The 16190-nt window shown below is 71.2% G+C and carries 8 protein-coding genes and 1 riboswitch; of the genes, 2 read left to right on the plus strand and 6 right to left on the minus strand.

Annotated features, from left to right (window positions below):
* Positions 1–26: 26 nt before the first annotated feature.
* From ABZ194_RS09125 to ABZ194_RS09145, 5 genes are all read right to left on the minus strand, one after another.
* Positions 27–1214, minus strand: coding sequence for an SRPBCC family protein (locus ABZ194_RS09125; protein WP_355594046.1), 1188 nt, complete (start codon positions 1212–1214; stop codon positions 27–29).
* A 5-nt stretch (positions 1215–1219) separates the two neighbouring features.
* Positions 1220–1825 (minus strand): hypothetical protein, encoded by a 606-nt coding sequence (locus ABZ194_RS09130; protein ID WP_355594048.1) that lies wholly within the window; start codon positions 1823–1825, stop codon positions 1220–1222.
* A gap of 245 nt (positions 1826–2070) precedes the next feature.
* The gene (locus ABZ194_RS09135) at positions 2071–3504 is read right to left on the minus strand and encodes a pyridoxal-dependent decarboxylase (protein WP_355594050.1); all 1434 of its coding nucleotides are present in this window, start codon (positions 3502–3504) and stop codon (positions 2071–2073) included.
* A 127-nt stretch (positions 3505–3631) separates the two neighbouring features.
* Complete coding sequence (thiC, locus tag ABZ194_RS09140) at positions 3632–5278, minus strand: phosphomethylpyrimidine synthase ThiC (RefSeq protein WP_355594052.1); 1647 nt, start codon at positions 5276–5278, stop codon at positions 3632–3634.
* Positions 5271–5382: riboswitch (TPP riboswitch) on the minus strand. (Overlaps the previous gene by 8 nt.)
* An 81-nt stretch (positions 5383–5463) precedes the next feature.
* Positions 5464–7029, minus strand: coding sequence for a succinic semialdehyde dehydrogenase (locus ABZ194_RS09145; RefSeq protein ID WP_355594054.1), 1566 nt, complete (start codon positions 7027–7029; stop codon positions 5464–5466).
* An 85-nt stretch (positions 7030–7114) separates the two neighbouring features.
* On the opposite strand from ABZ194_RS09145, the gene ABZ194_RS09150 reads away from it, so the two are divergent.
* The gene (locus ABZ194_RS09150) at positions 7115–9268 is read left to right on the plus strand and encodes a beta-propeller domain-containing protein (protein WP_355594056.1); all 2154 of its coding nucleotides are present in this window, start codon (positions 7115–7117) and stop codon (positions 9266–9268) included.
* A 292-nt stretch (positions 9269–9560) separates the two neighbouring features.
* A complete protein-coding gene (locus ABZ194_RS09155) occupies positions 9561–12464 on the plus strand; it encodes a M36 family metallopeptidase (protein ID WP_355594058.1) in 2904 nt (967 codons plus the stop codon).
* A gap of 108 nt (positions 12465–12572) precedes the next feature.
* Here the strand turns inward: ABZ194_RS09155 and ABZ194_RS09160 are convergent, their stop codons facing one another.
* Positions 12573–16181 carry a CDP-glycerol glycerophosphotransferase family protein gene (locus tag ABZ194_RS09160; protein ID WP_355594060.1) on the minus strand — a complete coding sequence of 1203 codons (3609 nt, stop codon included), beginning with the start codon at positions 16179–16181 and terminating at the stop codon, positions 12573–12575.
* Positions 16182–16190: the final 9 nt, after the last annotated feature.

Raw genomic sequence — 16190 nt, forward strand, 5'->3', positions numbered from 1 at the left:
TCCTCGGTCTCCGTTTCCTGTCAGGATCACGCGCTCCGCGCGGCGGCCCTTCTACGACGGACCGGACGTGAGGGCGGCTCCTCCTCGGGCTCCTCCTCGGGCTCTTCGCGAGACCGGCCCCGTGCCGGACGCCGGGCCCGCGCCCTGGGCCGCTCCTCCTCTTCCTCTTCCTCTTCCTCTTCCTCTTCCTCCTCCTCTTCTGGCTCCTCTTCTTCCTCCTCCGGCTCTTCTTCTTCCTCTTCCTCTTCCTCCTCTTCCTCCGCCCGCTCCCCCTCGGGCTCCTCTTCCTCCTCCTCGGGCTCCTCTTCCTCGGCGCCCTCGGGCTCTTCTTCCTCCGCCCGCTTCTCTTCGGGCTCCTCCTCCTCGGCGCCCTCGCGCTCCTGCTCCTCCGCGAGAGCGGTCTCGTGGTCCTTGACGACCTGGCTGTCGCGTATCTCACCCCGCCAGCCCTCGATCTCATCGGGGTGCAGTACGGACTGCGTCATGACATGGCGGCGGAAGTGCTTGAACTCCAGCCGCACACGCCGTCCCTGGGCCCTCCAGATGTTGCCGGTCCGCTCGAACAATCCCTGCGGGTGGTACTCCAGCACGAGCAGGATCCGGGTGAGGTCGGGGGCGATCTCGTGGAAGGTCACGGCGCCGTCGACATAGCCCTTCGGCCCCTTGGATCGCCAGATGATCCGCTGGTCGGGGATCTGCTCGACGATCGTCGACTCCCAGTTGCGGTGGGAGAGGAAGATCTGCGCCTTCCAGGCCACCTTCTCCTCGGCCTCCTGCTCCACGCTTTCGACCTTCTTCATGAAGCTCGGGAAGTCCTGGAACTGGGTCCACTGGTCGTAGACGAGCCTCCGTGGAGCGCCGATGTCAAGGGTCTCGACGATGTTGGTGAACTTCAGTTTCTTGCTCCTGCCGCCTTTGCCCCCCTTGCCGCCCCCGGTCATCAGGGACAGCGTGCCGCCGGCCAGCTTGCCGAGCCCCTTCCTCAGCGGCCCGCCCGAGCCCGTGGACCCGATCAGTGTGCTGACCAGACTCGGCCCCTCGTTTTCGACGTAGTCGAGGAGCCTGTCGGTCAGCCCGTCGATCTTGTCGGTCACGGAGGCCAGCAGCCGCTCCAACGCGGCTTCGACGAGACGCTGCACCTCATCGGTCAACGGATTGGCGGGAAGATCCTGAACGGCTTCCTTGACCGGCCCGCCCTGCGACTTCTCGGCCATCGTGATCACCTCCGCGCCCGGCGAACCGGCCGGTCGGACGACGACGCCTTTTCCCGGGTCGCGGTGCCCCGGCTCCTCGCCGGCTGCTTTCTCGGCTCCTCGGGCTCGGACTCCTCGGGCTCCTCGTCCTCAGCCGGAACCCTCCTCCGGGGCCTGGTGGCCGTTTCCTTGGCCGCCGGCCGCTTCCCGGCCCCGCTCGCCGACTCCTTACGGGGTCCGGCGGTGGTCTTCCTCCGAGGCTTCTCCACCGCCTCCTCGCCTTCCTCCTCCTCGTCCTCCTCGTCCGGTTCTCCTTCGAGACCGGTGGCGCCCAGCGGCCCCTTGGCCCGTTCGGAGAGCCTGGAGCTCAGCGAGTTGATCTGCCTGCTCGCCGCGGTGACGGCCGCGGCCTTGCCCGCTTCCAGCAGGCCGCTGCGGACGCTCTCGGCGATCTTCTCCAGTTCCGGGGAGGATCCGAGGAGCTTCATTCCCTGTTCCAGCAGGTTGCCCTGGGCGCCGAGCCTGCCCGTCGCCCCGGCCAGCGCGAGGGTGAGCGCCAGGCGCAGCTTGTGACACCGGCCAAGGAGATAGCCCACGGCGATGGCCAGGGCGAGCTCTGTCTTACCTTCCATGTTCACTGCTCCTCACCCGATCACCCGCCCGGAAATCCCTCCCAGACGGCCCAATTGACCGGTCACACAAGTAGAGGAGGGCGCCAGCGGGTACTGACGCCGGCCTGTTGTGAACGTGCGCGAGGCACGTGGCTTTCGATCGGCGCCTTCATACCCGAGAAGGGGACACAAAAACACATAGCAGAACAAACCGGACATGCTTGATCGAGATTTGGAGCGGAGAAACGACGCCGCCCGGCACCCGCTCACTCACCGGCGGAAAGCCCCACCTCACCGATCCGGTCGAGCAGCGCCTCCAGGGTCTTGTCGTCCGTGGCGGGGGCCATCACGGTGACCCGCAGATGGCGGAGGCCGCCGATCTCCGTCGAGGTGAGATGGAACGCACCGTCCGCCATTAGGCGCTCACGGATCAGGGCCTGGTCGCCCGTGCCGTACCGGAAGCAGACGATGTTGCTCTCCGGCTCGTAGGGGCACTCGAAGCCGGGCCGCTGCCGGGCCAGCTCCCAGAAGCGGCGCGCGGTGGCGTACTGCCGCGCGACGTGGTCGCCCAGGCCCCGCTCACCTCGCCAGGCCAGGTTGAGGAAGACCTTCAGGCCCAGCTCGGCCTTGCTGCACTCGACGGTCCTGCCGATCAGGTCGACGCCCCGCTCACCCTGGGGAAGGTCCCGCTCCCCCTGGGGAAAGTCCTGGTCGCCGTAGAACAGATAGCTGGCCCGCTGCCGGAAGGCCGCGTCCAGGTCGCCCCCGCGCCTGGTGAGGACCGCGGCCACCAGGCTGGAGGTCCGCAGCATCTTGTGCGCGTCCCAGATCAGCGAGTCGGCGAGCCCGAGCCCGTCGAGCAGGTGACGGTGCTCCTCGGTGAGCAGCGCCGACGCGCCGTGGGCGCCGTCCACGTGGAACCAGACGCCGTTGGCCGCGCAGAACTCGCCGATGCCGCGCAGGTCGTCGTGGAGCCCGGTGCCCGTCGCGCAGGCGGCGGCCACCAGGGCCATCGGCCGCCGTCCCGCCCGCCGTACTCGGTCCAGGGCGTCGGGGAGGCGGGCGACGTCGATCCGGCCGAGCCGGTCCGCGTCCAGCGGCACGACGGCCCGCTCCCCCAGGCCCAGGATCGCGGCGGCCCGGGTGAGCGAGTAGTGGGCGGACTCGGGCGCGAGCAGGGCGAGGTCGCCGGGGACGCCGTCGGTCCACGCCTCCGGTGCCGCCGCCGCCCGCGCGGCCAGCAGGGCGGTGAGGTTGGCCAGTGATCCGCCGTGGGTGAGCACGCCGCCGCCCGCCTCGCCGTACCCGACCTTCTCCAGCATCCAGCGCAGGACCTCGAACTCGACCGTCGCCGCCGAGGCGCCCATCTCGTAGATCGCCATCGGGTTGTTGGCCGCGCCGTGGACGAAGTCGGCGAGCGCGGCGGGGAAGTCGGGGGCGGTGATCTGGTGACCCAGGTGGCCGGGGTGGTGCAGCCGGGTGCCCTCGTCCAGGTAGGCCGCCAGGAACTCCGCGTAGGTCTCCGGCGTCATCCCGCCCTCGCGGATCCACCGCCCGAGGTCGAGCCGCGCGGCCAGTTCGCGCGGCGGGCGTCGCCGGAGCACGGGGGGCAGTCCCCGCTGGCTGTCCTCCACGTAGGAGGCCAGCCGGTCGACGGTCACGCCCGCGGCGCTGACGAACTCCTCAACGTTCCAGGTCACACCGGGATACTGGTCGAATCTACGACAGATCGCCAATAGAGCATGAATTCCGGAACCGGTTCACCCCCGACGAGGGCCGGCCCCGGCCAGGGTCACCCCTCGGCCAAGGGCCGGCCGCCGGCCGGGATCAGTCCTCGGCCAGGGGCAGGTAGACGCGACCGCCCCGGCGGGTGAACTCCTCGGCCTTCTCCCGCATCCCCGCGCTCAGGGCCTCCTCCTCGGGCATGCCGTGCTTCTCCGCGTAGGCGCGCACATCCCGGGTGATCTTCATGGAGCAGAAGTGCGGCCCGCACATCGAGCAGAAGTGCGCGGTCTTCGCCGGGGCCGCGGGGAGGGTCTCGTCGTGGAAGGACCGCGCGGTGTCCGGGTCGAGGGAGAGGTCGAACTGGTCCTCCCAGCGGAACTCGAAGCGGGCGTCGGACAGGGCGTCGTCCCAGGCCTGCGCCCCGGGATGCCCCTTGGCCAGGTCGGCCGCGTGCGCCGCGATCTTGTAGGCGATCACCCCCGCCTTCACGTCGTCGCGATCGGGCAGGCCCAGGTGCTCCTTCGGCGTGACGTAGCAGAGCATCGCGGTGCCGTACCAGCCGATCATCGCGGCGCCGATGGCCGAGGTGATGTGGTCGTAGCCGGGCGCGATGTCGGTGGTCAGCGGCCCCAGGGTGTAGAACGGCGCCTCGGCGCAGAGCTCCATCTGCAGGTCGACGTTCTCCTTGATCTTGTGCATGGGCACGTGACCCGGCCCCTCCACCATGACCTGGCAGTCGTACTCCCAGGCGACCTTCGTCAGCTCCCCCAGCGTCCGCAACTCCGCGAACTGGGCCTCGTCGTTGGCGTCGTGGATGGAGCCCGGCCGCAGTCCGTCGCCGAGGGAGAAGGTCACGTCGTAGGAGGCGAAGATCTCGCACAGCTCCCGGAAGTTCGTGTAGACGAAGTTCTCCGCGTGGTGGGCGAGGCACCAGGCCGCGAGGATCGAGCCGCCGCGTGAGACGATCCCGGTCTTCCTGCGGGCGGTCAGCGGCACGTACGCCAGCCGTACGCCGGCGTGCACCGTCATGTAGTCGACGCCCTGCTCGCACTGCTCGATCACCGTGTCGCGGAAGACCTCCCAGGTCAGCGCCTCGGGACGGCCGCCGACCTTCTCCAGGGCCTGGTAGATGGGCACGGTGCCGACCGGCACGGGGGAGTTGCGGAGGATCCACTCGCGGGTCTCGTGGATCCTCGGCCCGGTGGACAGGTCCATGATCGTGTCGGCGCCCCAGCGGGTGGCCCAGCGCATCTTCTCCACCTCCTCGTCGATCGAGGAGACGACGGCCGAGTTGCCGATGTTGGCGTTGATCTTCACCAGGAAGTTGCGGCCGATGATCATCGGCTCGCTCTCCGGGTGGTTCACGTTGGCGGGCAGGACCGCCCGGCCGCGGGCCAGCTCGTCGCGGACGAACTCCGGTGCGACGCCCTCGCGCAGGGCGACGAACTCCATCTCCGGCGTGATCTCGCCGCGCCTCGCGTGCGCCATCTGGGTGGCGCCCGGGGACGGGGAGCCGGAGTCCCGGTACGGCGGGCCGGAGTCCCGCCGCTCGGTGCGGGGGGAACGCCACGCCGACCTCAGCTCGGGCAGCCCCCGGCCGAGGTCCGCGGTGTACGCCGGATCGGTGTAGGGCCCTGAGGTGTCGTAGAGGACGACGGTGGCGCCGTTGGTCAGCGAAACCTCGCGCATCGGCACGCGGATGTCCGGACGCGAGCCGACGAGATAGGTCTTTCTGGCAGGGGACGGCATGAGCACAACTCCCTACGCCGGCATTACCCGGTCAGGTTCAAGCGGTCGGCGGCCGTGTCAGCCGCCCTCTCAGCCCGGTGCTCCGGGCTCCCGCGTTCGGTCTTCCAGACACTAACCCGAGACCGCCCCATTGCCGCAACCCGCGACCGTGGGGTATGGGCGCCGCCCACGGGTGCCGGGGACCGTCAGTGCAGGCGGAACCGTTTCATGGCCTTGAGCAGGCCGGACAGGGTGTCGGCGTACTTGTCGTAGGTCATGCCCAGGATCGGCTCGAAGCCCAGCCTCAAGGACTGGCTGGCGACGGTCTGCGCCTCCGTGTACTTCAGCAGTCCCTCGGTCCCGTGGCGGCGTCCCAGCCCCGAGGACTTCATCCCGCCCATGGGCGCGTCGTAGGAGGCGTAGGCCGCGCCGTACCCCTCGTTGAGGTTGACGGTCCCGGCGTTGATCCGGGAGGCCATCGCGCGCCCGCGAGGCAGATCGCGGGTCCAGATGGAGGCGTTGAGGCCGTAGGCGGTGTCGTTGGCCCTCTCGACCACCTCGTCCTCGTCGCGGAAGCGGTAGATCGCGACGACCGGGCCGAAGGTCTCCTCACGGCAGAGGTCCATGCTCTCGTCCACGTCGGCCAGGATCGTGGGCTCGTAGAAGAGCGGGCCGACGTCGGGCCTGGCCCTGCCTCCGGCGAGGACCCTGGCCCCCTTGGCGACGGCGTCGTCCACGTGGGCGGTGACCGCCTCAAGCTGGCGCCGGGAGGTGAGCGACCCCATTTGCACGCTCCAGTCGAGCCCGGCGCCGAGTCTCATGTTCCGGGCCTGCCGGACGAACCTCTCCAGGAACGCGTCGTGCACGGTCTCGTGGACGTAGAGCCTCTCGATGGAGATGCAGAGCTGGCCGGCGTTGGTGAAGCAGGCGCGCAGCGCGCCCTGGGCCGTCACGTCCAGGTCCGCGTCGTCGAGCACGATCATCGGGTTCTTGCCGCCGAGTTCGAGCGAGCAGCCGATCAGCCGCCTGGCCGCCGCCTCGGCGATCTTCCGGCCGCCCCGGGTGGAGCCGGTGAACGCCACGTAGTCGGCGTCCTCGATCAGGGGGTCGCCGATCTCGGCGGGGTCGCCGAGGACGACCTGCCAGATGTCGCGGGGCATCCCGAGGGAGACCAGCAGGTCGATCGCCCAGAGCGTGGAGAGCGCGGTCTGGGTGTCGGGCTTGTGGACCACGGCGTTGCCCGCGAGCAGGGCCGGGACGACGTCGGTGACGCCGAGGGAGAGCGGGTAGTTCCACGGGGAGATCAATGCCACCGTCCCCTTGGGGCGGCGCGTCTCGACCACCTTCGTCGCGACGGGGAAGATGCCCGCCCGGCGCTGGGGCGCCAGGAGGCCGGGAGCTCGCCGGACGTAGTGGAGCGTGCAGCCCGCGACGTCGAGGACCTCCTCGAAGGCGTGCCTGCGGGCCTTTCCGGTCTCCCACTGGACGATGTCGAGGATCTCCTCGCGCCGGTCGAGGATGGCGTCGTGCAGGCGCAGGAAGGGCCTGATCCGCTCGCGCACCGGCAGCGCCGCCCACGCCCGCCGGGCCTCGCGGGCCTTGGCGTGGGCGGCGCGGACGTCCTCGGCGCTGGAGAGGGGGAGTTCGGCGAGGGTTTCACCGGTGAACGGCGCGGTGATGGTCTGGGTCTTCCCGCTTGAGGTCACCTGCCGGACGACGCGCTCGATCATGCCCAGGTCAAGTGTCCGGGTTGCTCCAAGAGTGACGGCCATGTCCGAAGGGTATGCGGGTTGGGAGCCAGCGGCTACCAGGAAGTAATGGGTTGAACCGGACAGGATTTCGATCCGTCGTAGAGGCATGAGGACATCGATTCGTACGGCAGGCGCCGTCACCCTCGCCGCCGCGCTGCTCGCCACGGGGTGCAGTTCCACGGAAACGGGGCCGGGCGCGAGCCGTACGACGCCGGTAATGGATCTGGGAAAGATCAAACTGGTCTCCTACAACAGCTGTGACGACATGCTGGCCGGGCTGCGGACCGCGACGGCCAAGAGCGTCGGGCCGTGGGGGCTCGGCCCGATCGGCATGGACCCTCGGCTCATAAGCGCGGAGATGCGCGGGGACATGCCCGCGGCCCGCGGCAAGATGGAGGGGGACGTCCCCGAGCACTCCACCACGAACGTGCACGAGGCCGGGGTGGACGAGCCGAACCTGGTGAAGACCGACGGCAAGCGGGTGATCACCGTGAACCGCGGCGTGCTGCGGGTGGTGGACACCGCGACCAGGAAGGTCACCGGCAGGCTCAAGCTGGTCAACGCCGAGCAGATGTGGGCCCCGGCCGACCTGCTGGTGAGCGGGGACCGGGCGCTGGTGCTGTTCTCCGGCGGCGGGATCATCCCCTTCGGCGCGATGGCCAAGCGGGCGGCGAGCCCTGGTCCGCGCTACGTCCTCGTCGATCTGTCCGGGACGCCGAAGGTGATCGGCTCGCTCACTCCGAACGGCGCCCACGTGGACGCCAGGATGATCGACTCGACGGTGCGGCTGGTGGTCCGCAGCCAGCCCGAGATCGACTTCTCCTACGACGGCCCCGACCTCTCCGACGCCGAGCGGACCCGGCGGAACACGGACATCGTCGCCAAGGCGCCGATCGAGGCGTGGCTGCCGAAGTTCGAGGTGGCGGACGCCAAGGGCGTGACCAGGACCGACACGGTCAAGTGCGAGCAGGTCAGCCACCCGGCGGAGTACACCGGCACGTCGATGCTGACCGTGCACACCCTCGACATGTCCCAGGGGATCGTCGACACCGTCCCGATCAGCGTGGCCGCCGACGGTGACACGGTCTACGGGACCGGCTCCAGCCTGTACGTGACCAGCAACCCGCGCTGGTGGTGGCCCAGACCGATCGAGTCGCCCATGGTCGACGACGCCCCGACCGCGCCGGTCGACCCGATCGAGCCGGCGGCGACGCCCCCCGCGGACGCCCCGCGGGCCGAGCCGACCCCGGCGGAGCCGAGCGCGGCCACCTCCCACGGCATCCCGGACTCCACCGGGTCCCCGAAGTCGTCTCCGCCGTCCTCGGCGACGGCCTCCCCGTCCCCCTCCCGCGTCCCCCCGAAGCCCGTCGTTCCCCGCAAACCCCCGCGGGCGCCGGTCCAGCCCCCGGAGGAGACCGAGATCTACCGGTTCGACCTCACCGGGACGGGCGCGCCGCGCTACGTCGCCTCAGGGAAGGTGCCCGGCCGGCTGCTCAACCAGTACTCCCTGTCGGACTACGAGGGGCACCTGCGGATCGCCACCACCTCGACCACCGGGCGGCACAGTTCGAGCGCCGTCTACGTGCTCAAGACGGACACGCTGAACAAGGTCGGCGAGATCGGCGGCCTAGGTGTCGGGGAGCGGATCTACTCGGTCCGGTTCATCGGCCCGATGGGCTACGTGGTGACCTTCAGGCAGGTGGACCCGCTCTACACGATCGACCTGAGCACCCCGGCGGCGCCGAAGAAGACCGGCGACCTGAAGATCACCGGTTACTCCGCCTATCTCCACCCGGCGGGTGAGGGGCGGCTGATCGGCATCGGCCAGGAGGCCAGTGAGAAGGGGCGCACGCTCGGCACCCAGGTCTCCCTGTTCGACGTCTCCAACCCGGCCCAGCCGCGCCGCCTGTCGCAGATGTTCCAGAAGAACTCGGGTTCCGAGGCCGAGTGGGACCCGCACGCCTTCCTCTACTGGGCCAAGACCAGGACGGCCGTCCTGCCGCTGAACAGCTGGGACGGCACCGGGCGGACCGGCGGTTCCGCGATGGTCCTCACGATCGACGATTCGGCCGTCACCAGGACCGGCACCATCACCCATCCCAGACCCAGGCCCGTCAAGGACACCCGTTTCGCCCCCGCCGACCCGAGTATCCGCCGCTCGGTCGTCATCGGCGACAGCATCTGGACGGTCTCCGACCTCGGCCTCAAGGTCAGCGACATGAACGGTCTGGCCGACCGGGCCTGGATCCCTTTCTCCTGATCCGCTGACCTACCGGCACGGCCCGTGATCCACTGAGCTTCCGGTACGGCTCGCGGGACCACCGCCCGCGACGGCAGCGCCGCTACCCCCGGTCCCTTCCTCGGCCGGGGGTACCGGCGTTCCTCAACCGGGGTCTCCCGATAGCCGCAATGGCCCAAAAAAAGCCCATTACACCGACATATCGCCCTTTACAAGATCTTGTCAGAGCACTTGAGTAAGTGTTACCTCTTGCGCAACACACGTGCCCCACGTGTGGCATGGCCCACCAGGCCATCTCCCCGCAGGAGGATCGGTGTCGACCAAACCCTGGTCACGCATCACCGTCATCGCGGCCGCGACCGCGGCGCTCACCCTTCCCCTCCCTGGAATCGCCCAGGGTCAGCCCGGCGGGCAACCCGCCGGGAGCCACGACCTCCAGACCGAGCGGTATGAGAAACCCGACCTGGACAACCGGCGCGGCAGCGTCGCGCCCCCGGCCTCGCTCGGCACCGCGGGCACCGCGACGATCCGCTGGAACACGCTGGGCACCCCGGCGACGGTCACCGGCTCCGCACCACTCGCCAAGGGCCTGGGCGCCGACCCCGAGCGGGCCGCCCGCGCCTACCTCAAGGCCAACGAGCCCCTCTTCGGCCTGTCCGCCGAGGCGGTGGACGCGCTGGAGAAGGTCGCGGTCAACCCCATCGGGGACGGCCACGCCGTACTGCTCAGGCAGCGGTTCGGCGACCTGCCCGCGGGGATCGACGGGCAGGTGGCGGTCGGCGTGGCGGGCGGAGAGGTCGTCCACGTCACCTCGACGCTGTCACGCTCCAGCTCGCCGCCGCCCGCCGCCCGGATCACCGGGCGGCGGGCACTGGAGATCGCGGCCGGGGACGGCGGGATCGACCTCGCCACGGCGAGCACCAGGAAGGTCACCCCGGTGGCGGTGCCCGCGCCCGACGGGACGCACAGTGCCTTCCAGGTCACCCTGATCGGCGGAGCCGGGGGTGAGGCCGCCGGATACACCACCCACGTGGACGCGGTCAGCGGCGAGATCCTGACCCGCGAGAACCTGGTGGACCACGACCTCCAGCCCGACGGCCCGCGCTGGAAGGCGTTCACGGCCACCCCGCCCGCCGACTACTCCTCCACCGACACCCGGGCGACCTGGTGCCACCGGGCCGGGCCCGGCTGCGACCAGGCCCCCACCGGCGACCCCGGCACAGGCGTGGCGTGGGACGTGAACCACGCCACGGGCGCACCGACCGGCACCAGCGCCGGCAACGCCGCCACGACCGTGGAGAACCGCGCCGACGCCGACCCCTACACCGTCGGCACCCGCGGCAACGTGCTCACACCGGACCGCGAGTACGCCTACCCGTGGGCCAACAGGTGGTACACCGCCAAGTGCGACCCCGCCACGTTCGACCAGCCCGGCGAGGCCGACCTGGAGGCCGCGATCTCCAACCTGCACGTCATGCACAACCGGATGCACGACTGGTCCTACCGGCTCGGCTTCACCGAGACCGCCTGGAACATGCAGGACGACAACGGCACCCGAGGCGGCCTGGGCTCCGACCCCGAGCGGGGCAACGCCCAGGCGGGGGCCAGGGACTTCACCGTGCGGAACAACGCCAACCAGATCACCGGCCCCGACGGGGTCGCGCCGATCACCAACATGTACCTCTGGCAGCCGATCGCGGGCGCGTTCTACTCGCCCTGCGTGGACGGCGACTACGACATGTCGGTGATCGGGCACGAGTACACCCACGCGATCTCCGGCCGCATGGTCGGCGGCCCGGCCGCCGGATGGAGCGGCGCCCAGGCCGGTGCCATGAACGAGAGCACCTCCGACCTGTTCGCCATGGAGTATCTCTTCGAGTCCGGCTTCCGGCCCGCGGGCGACACGCCGTACGTCACCGGCGGCTACGTCACCGGTGACCGGAAGGCCGGCATCCGCAACTACGACATGTCCGCCTCCCCGCTGAACTACAGCGACGTCGGCTACGACCTCGTGGGCCAGCAGGTGCACGCCGACGGCGAGATCTGGACCGCCACCCAGTACGACGTGCGCGAGGGCTTCGTCCAGCGGTACGGCCGGGGCGGGCCGGATCGGCAGCGGGCGTGCGCCGAGGGCAGGACCCCGCTGGACCGGTGCCCCGGCAACCGCCGCTGGGCGCAGATCTCGTTCGACGCGCTGCTGCTGATGGCCTCCGGGGCGGTCAGCTACGTCGACCACCGCGACGCGCTGCTCGCCGCCGACGCCATCCGCTTCGGCGGCAGGGACCGGGACATCATGTGGCGGGCGTTCGCCGAGCACGGCCTGGGCGAGGACGCGGCGAGCACCGGCCCCAACGACGCCGACCCGACGCCCGGCTTCGCCGACCCCGTCGGCCGGAACGGCGAGGTGCGGCTGAGGCCGCCGTCCGGCGACGAGGACGCTGCGCTCCGGCTCTACGTGGGCGACTACGAGGGCCGCGCCGTACCGGTGGCCGACACCGACCCGGCGACCGCCCTCGACGACACCGCCGAGCTGACCCCGGGCCGCTACGACTTCCTGGTCGTGGGCGGCGGATACGGGCACACCAGGGTCAGGCTGGCGGTGCGGCCCGGCGCGAAGCTGCCGGTGGCGCCCCCGCTGACCAGGAACCACGCCTCCGCGGCACTGGGCGCGACGGCCACCGGCGACGGCGTCAACCAGGGCAGGCTGATCGACGAGACCGAGGCCACGGACTGGGCCTCGCTCACCGCCCCGGTCAAGGACAGATCCGTCACCGTCGACCTGGCCGGAACCGAGCCGGTCCCGGTCCGCAGGGTCCAGGTCAGCGCGATGCTCCGGCCGAACATCAACGACCCGGCCGACCCCGGAGGCCAGAACCGTTTCACCGCCCTGCGCTCGTTCCAGGTGCTGGCCTGCGACGCCACCCGCCGGGACTGCTCATCCCCGCAGGCGTACACGGTGGTCTACACCAGTCCGGCCGACGCCTTCCAGACCCGCCTGCCACGTCCCCGGGGCGCCGATCTGATCATCAAGTCCTTCGGGATCCCGCCCACCAGGGCGACCCACCTGACCCTGCGGGCCCTCTCCACCCAGTGCACCGGCAACCCGCTCTACGCCGGTGAGCAGGACAACGACCCCAACTCCGCGACGGACTGCGCCACCGCGGGCGCGGCCAGGAACCAGCTGCGCGCCGCCGAGTTCCAGGCATTCTCCCGCTAGCCCGCCAGGACGACGACCCCACCCTCTCGGGCGCCCCTCCCCCTCGGGGAGGCGATCGGGTACGGCCTCCGCCCGCGCGGCGGGAGCCGTACCCGATCGCCGGGACGGTCACTTCAAGTGGTCGCGCACGATTTGCCGCGACTGCCGGGGAACGCCCATGTTCCCGGAGCCTCCGGGGCGCCCCGCCCCTTGGGGGTCTCCCTCGGCCCCCCGGGGCACCGAGGTCTCAGCCGCCGGTCGTCCGTGGAAGATCCGGTCGACGACCCGGGCGGCCGCCCCGCCGTCGTCCAGCGGGCAGAACCTCGCCACGAAGTCGCGGTGGCGTCCGGCGTACTCCGCCGCCACCCGGTCGAGGTCGCGGACCGCCTCGGCCACCTCACCGGTCGTGCGCAGCAGCGGCCCGGGGGCCTCGGCCTCCAGGTCGAAGGAGAGACCGCGCACCTCGTCCCGGTAGTGCTCCAGGTCGTAGGTGTGGAGCAGGATCGGCCGCCCGGTGACCGCGAAGTCGGCCATCGCCGAGGAGTAGTCCGTGACCAGCACGTCCGCGACCAGGTAGAGATCCCGGATGTCGGGATAGGCGGAGACGTCGACGACGAAGTCCCTGCCCGCCCGGGGAACCCGGTCGAAGGTGTTCGGGTGCCTGCGCACCATGACCACGTGGTCCGCGCCGAGTTTCGACCACATCCTGTGCGGGTCGAAGCGGAGGTCGAACCTGGAGCGGCCCCTGCCGTGATACCTGTCGTCACGCCAGGTCGGCGCGTACAGGACGACCTTTCTCCCCTGGGGAAGCCCGAGGCGCCCGCGGATCTCCGCCACCGCCTCCGGCTCCGGGCCGACGAGCGTGTCGTTGCGCGGATATCCCGTCTCCAGGATCTCCCCCTCGAACCGGAAGGCGGCCCGCAGGATCGGCGTGCACCACGGGCTCGGCGACACCAGATGGCTCCACTGACCGACCTCCACGGCCAGCCGCTCCCGGTGGGCGGCCTCGGCGAGCGGCCCCCGGTCGATGTCGAAGCCGACACGTTTGATCGGCGCCCCGTGCCAGGTCTGCACGACCACCTGGCCCTCCCTGCGCCGGAACCACTTCGGCAGCGCGGTGTTGGTGACGACGTACCGGCAGGTCGCCAGCGCCTCGAAGTGCTCCCGCCCGGACGTCCTGACCGGGACGACCCCCCGCGGCCCCTCGGGCAGCGCCACCTGATCGTCCCTGACGTTCCACAGGAACTCCAGGTCGGCCCCGCTCCGCCGCAGCTCCTCGTAGATCGCCCGGGGGTTGTCCGAGAACCGCCTGCCTCCGTGACTGTCGAAGAAGACGGCCTCGCGGAGCGGCTCCCCCGCCCGCAGCCGGGGGTAGAGCCGGTCGCGCAGCATCCGCCGCGTCTTGGCGTCCTGCGCCTCCCCCCTCAGGTCGCCGCCGACGGTGAGCACGGGCACGCCGTCCTGGTCGCCCTCGAAGACGAACCCGCGGTGCGCGGACTCGTGCCGCACCGGCGCGTCCAGGCCGCACACCAACCGGCGCCCTCGGTCGCCGGACCGTACGGCCAGATCGTAGGCGCCCGAGGGCAGGGGCAGCCGTCCGGCGAGCGAGCCGACCTCCCGCGGGGTCACCGTGACCGTGAAGCGCCCGTCGGCGGACAGGCGCAGCGGGAACAGGTGCTCGTCGAACCGGTTGCGCGAGGTCACCACCAGGTGCGCGGGCCCGTGACCGGCGGCGCCCCCGGCCGGCTCCAGATCATGACCGGCCGCGGTCCCGGCCGGCTCCAGATCGTGACCGGCCGCGGTCCCGGCCAGCTCCAGATCGCCTCCGGAGGTCCATCCGGCGTGGTCCACGTGGAAGGCCGCCGCGTGCTCGCGCAGCACGAGGGCCCCCGAGGGGGAGGCGCCCGCGGTCAGGTCCCGGCCGGCGTACACGTGGCGGCACTCGACCCCGGCCGCCACCGGTCCCGCGCCCTCCACCTCCAGCCGCCACTCGGCCGTCGTGTCGAGTGTCCCGGCCTCCGGACTCGACGCCGGCAGCGCGGGCAGCCGGGAGGAGAGCAGCTCCCCCAGGGCGACCACGGCCCGGAAGGTCCCGTCCGACACGGTGACCGGACAGCGGTGGGGGAACCCGCCCCCGGCGCGTGACACGACCAGGACGGGGTCCGGCCCGAGATCTTCGAGGACCGGGCCGGAGAGCAGCAGCCGGTCGCCGTCCAGCGCGCACTCCGTGGCCCGCGCGCGCTCCCGCTCCACCCGGACGCGGAACTCCCCCGACTCCGCCCAGTACGGCCAGACCCTCACCCGAGGCTCCGGCTCGTGATACCCCAGCCGCCCGGCCGACGCCGGATCCGGCCGCCTCAGCCGCTCACGCCGGAGCATGCCCCGGTGCAGGACCCAGAGCTCCACGTGCCAGGTCGCCGCGTCACCGCCCAGCCTGCGGGGGTCGACGGCGAACCGGAACCCGCACCAGTCCTCCGACTCGCGCGACAGCATGGAGACGGTCCGGAAGACGGTGACCGGGACCCTGATCCTGCGGCCGGTGTCCTCGCGCACGAACCAGGCGAACACCCGCTGGTGCCTGCGCTCACCGGGGCTCAGGTATCTCAGCGTCGCCCGGCCCTCCACGCTGAGCCTGCCGCCGTCCCAGCGGACGTCGTCGATCCGCTGGCGCAGCTCCAGCTCCTCGCGGAGCCGGGTGACCCGGGACGGGAGCGCCACGGGACAGGCGAGGTGGTGGCGGCGCAGTCGCCGGACAACCCGGGCGTCCGGCTGAACCGTGCGCTCCCACTCCAAAAACTCCAGCAGCTCGGGCAGGCGGCGCTCCCGAACCAGCCGCCACCTCGCCCTCCTGGGCGCCGGGAGCCGGGCGAGCACCCGGGGGTCGACGGCGTCGAGATAGTCGCCCGCGAGGTCGAGAAAGCGCTCCCGGAACGCCTCATCGGCCCTCTCCAGCGCCTGGACGAAGACCGGCAGGTCACCGTCGAGCACGGTCCGGTCCCACGCGGACACGTGGGCGGCACGGCCGTTGCCGAGCAGGAAGCGGCGGACCGCCGTCACCGACGCGAAGCGATCCTCGATGCCCTTGACGTTCGTGCGGTCCTGGGTGATCGACAGGCTGTCCCCGTCACGCTCCCGCCACAGGTATATCGGGCAGGTGAGCACGTCGGCGGCGTCGGCGAGGAAGTGGGCCGGCAGGGCGACCGAGGTGTCCTCGTAGAGCACCCCCTCGGGGAATCGAAACCCGTGCCTCTCCCAGAACGACCGGCGCCACAGCTTGTTGGTGACCAGGCGGTCCATCAGCAGGGACTCCCGGCGGGTGACGTGTGTCCGCGGCACCCGCTCGGCGAACGCCTCCCGGTGCATCGGCGACTGCCACGCGCCCCGGCCGTTGAACCGGTGCACATTCCCCGTGACGAGGTCGGATCCGGTCTCCTCCAGCGTGGCCAGCATGGTCTCCAGCGCGTGCGGCGGGAGCATGTCGTCGCTGTCGACGAAGGCGAGGTACTCCCCCGAGGCGGCCCGCAGGCCGGTGTTCCTGGCCGCGCCGAGCCCGGCGTTGGCCTGCCGGAACAGCCTGAACCGCCCGTCCCGCCGGGCGAACCCCTCGGCGATCTCCGCGGCGGCGTCCGGCGAGCCGTCGTCCACCATGACGACCTCGACGTCCTGCCACGTCTGGCAGGCGAGGGATTCCAGGCAGGCCGCGAGATACGGCTCCACGTCGTAGATCGGAACGATCACACTCAGTCT

The organism is Streptosporangium sp. NPDC006007 (assembly GCF_040614315.1).
Classification (GTDB): Bacteria; Actinomycetota; Actinomycetes; order Streptosporangiales; family Streptosporangiaceae; genus Streptosporangium.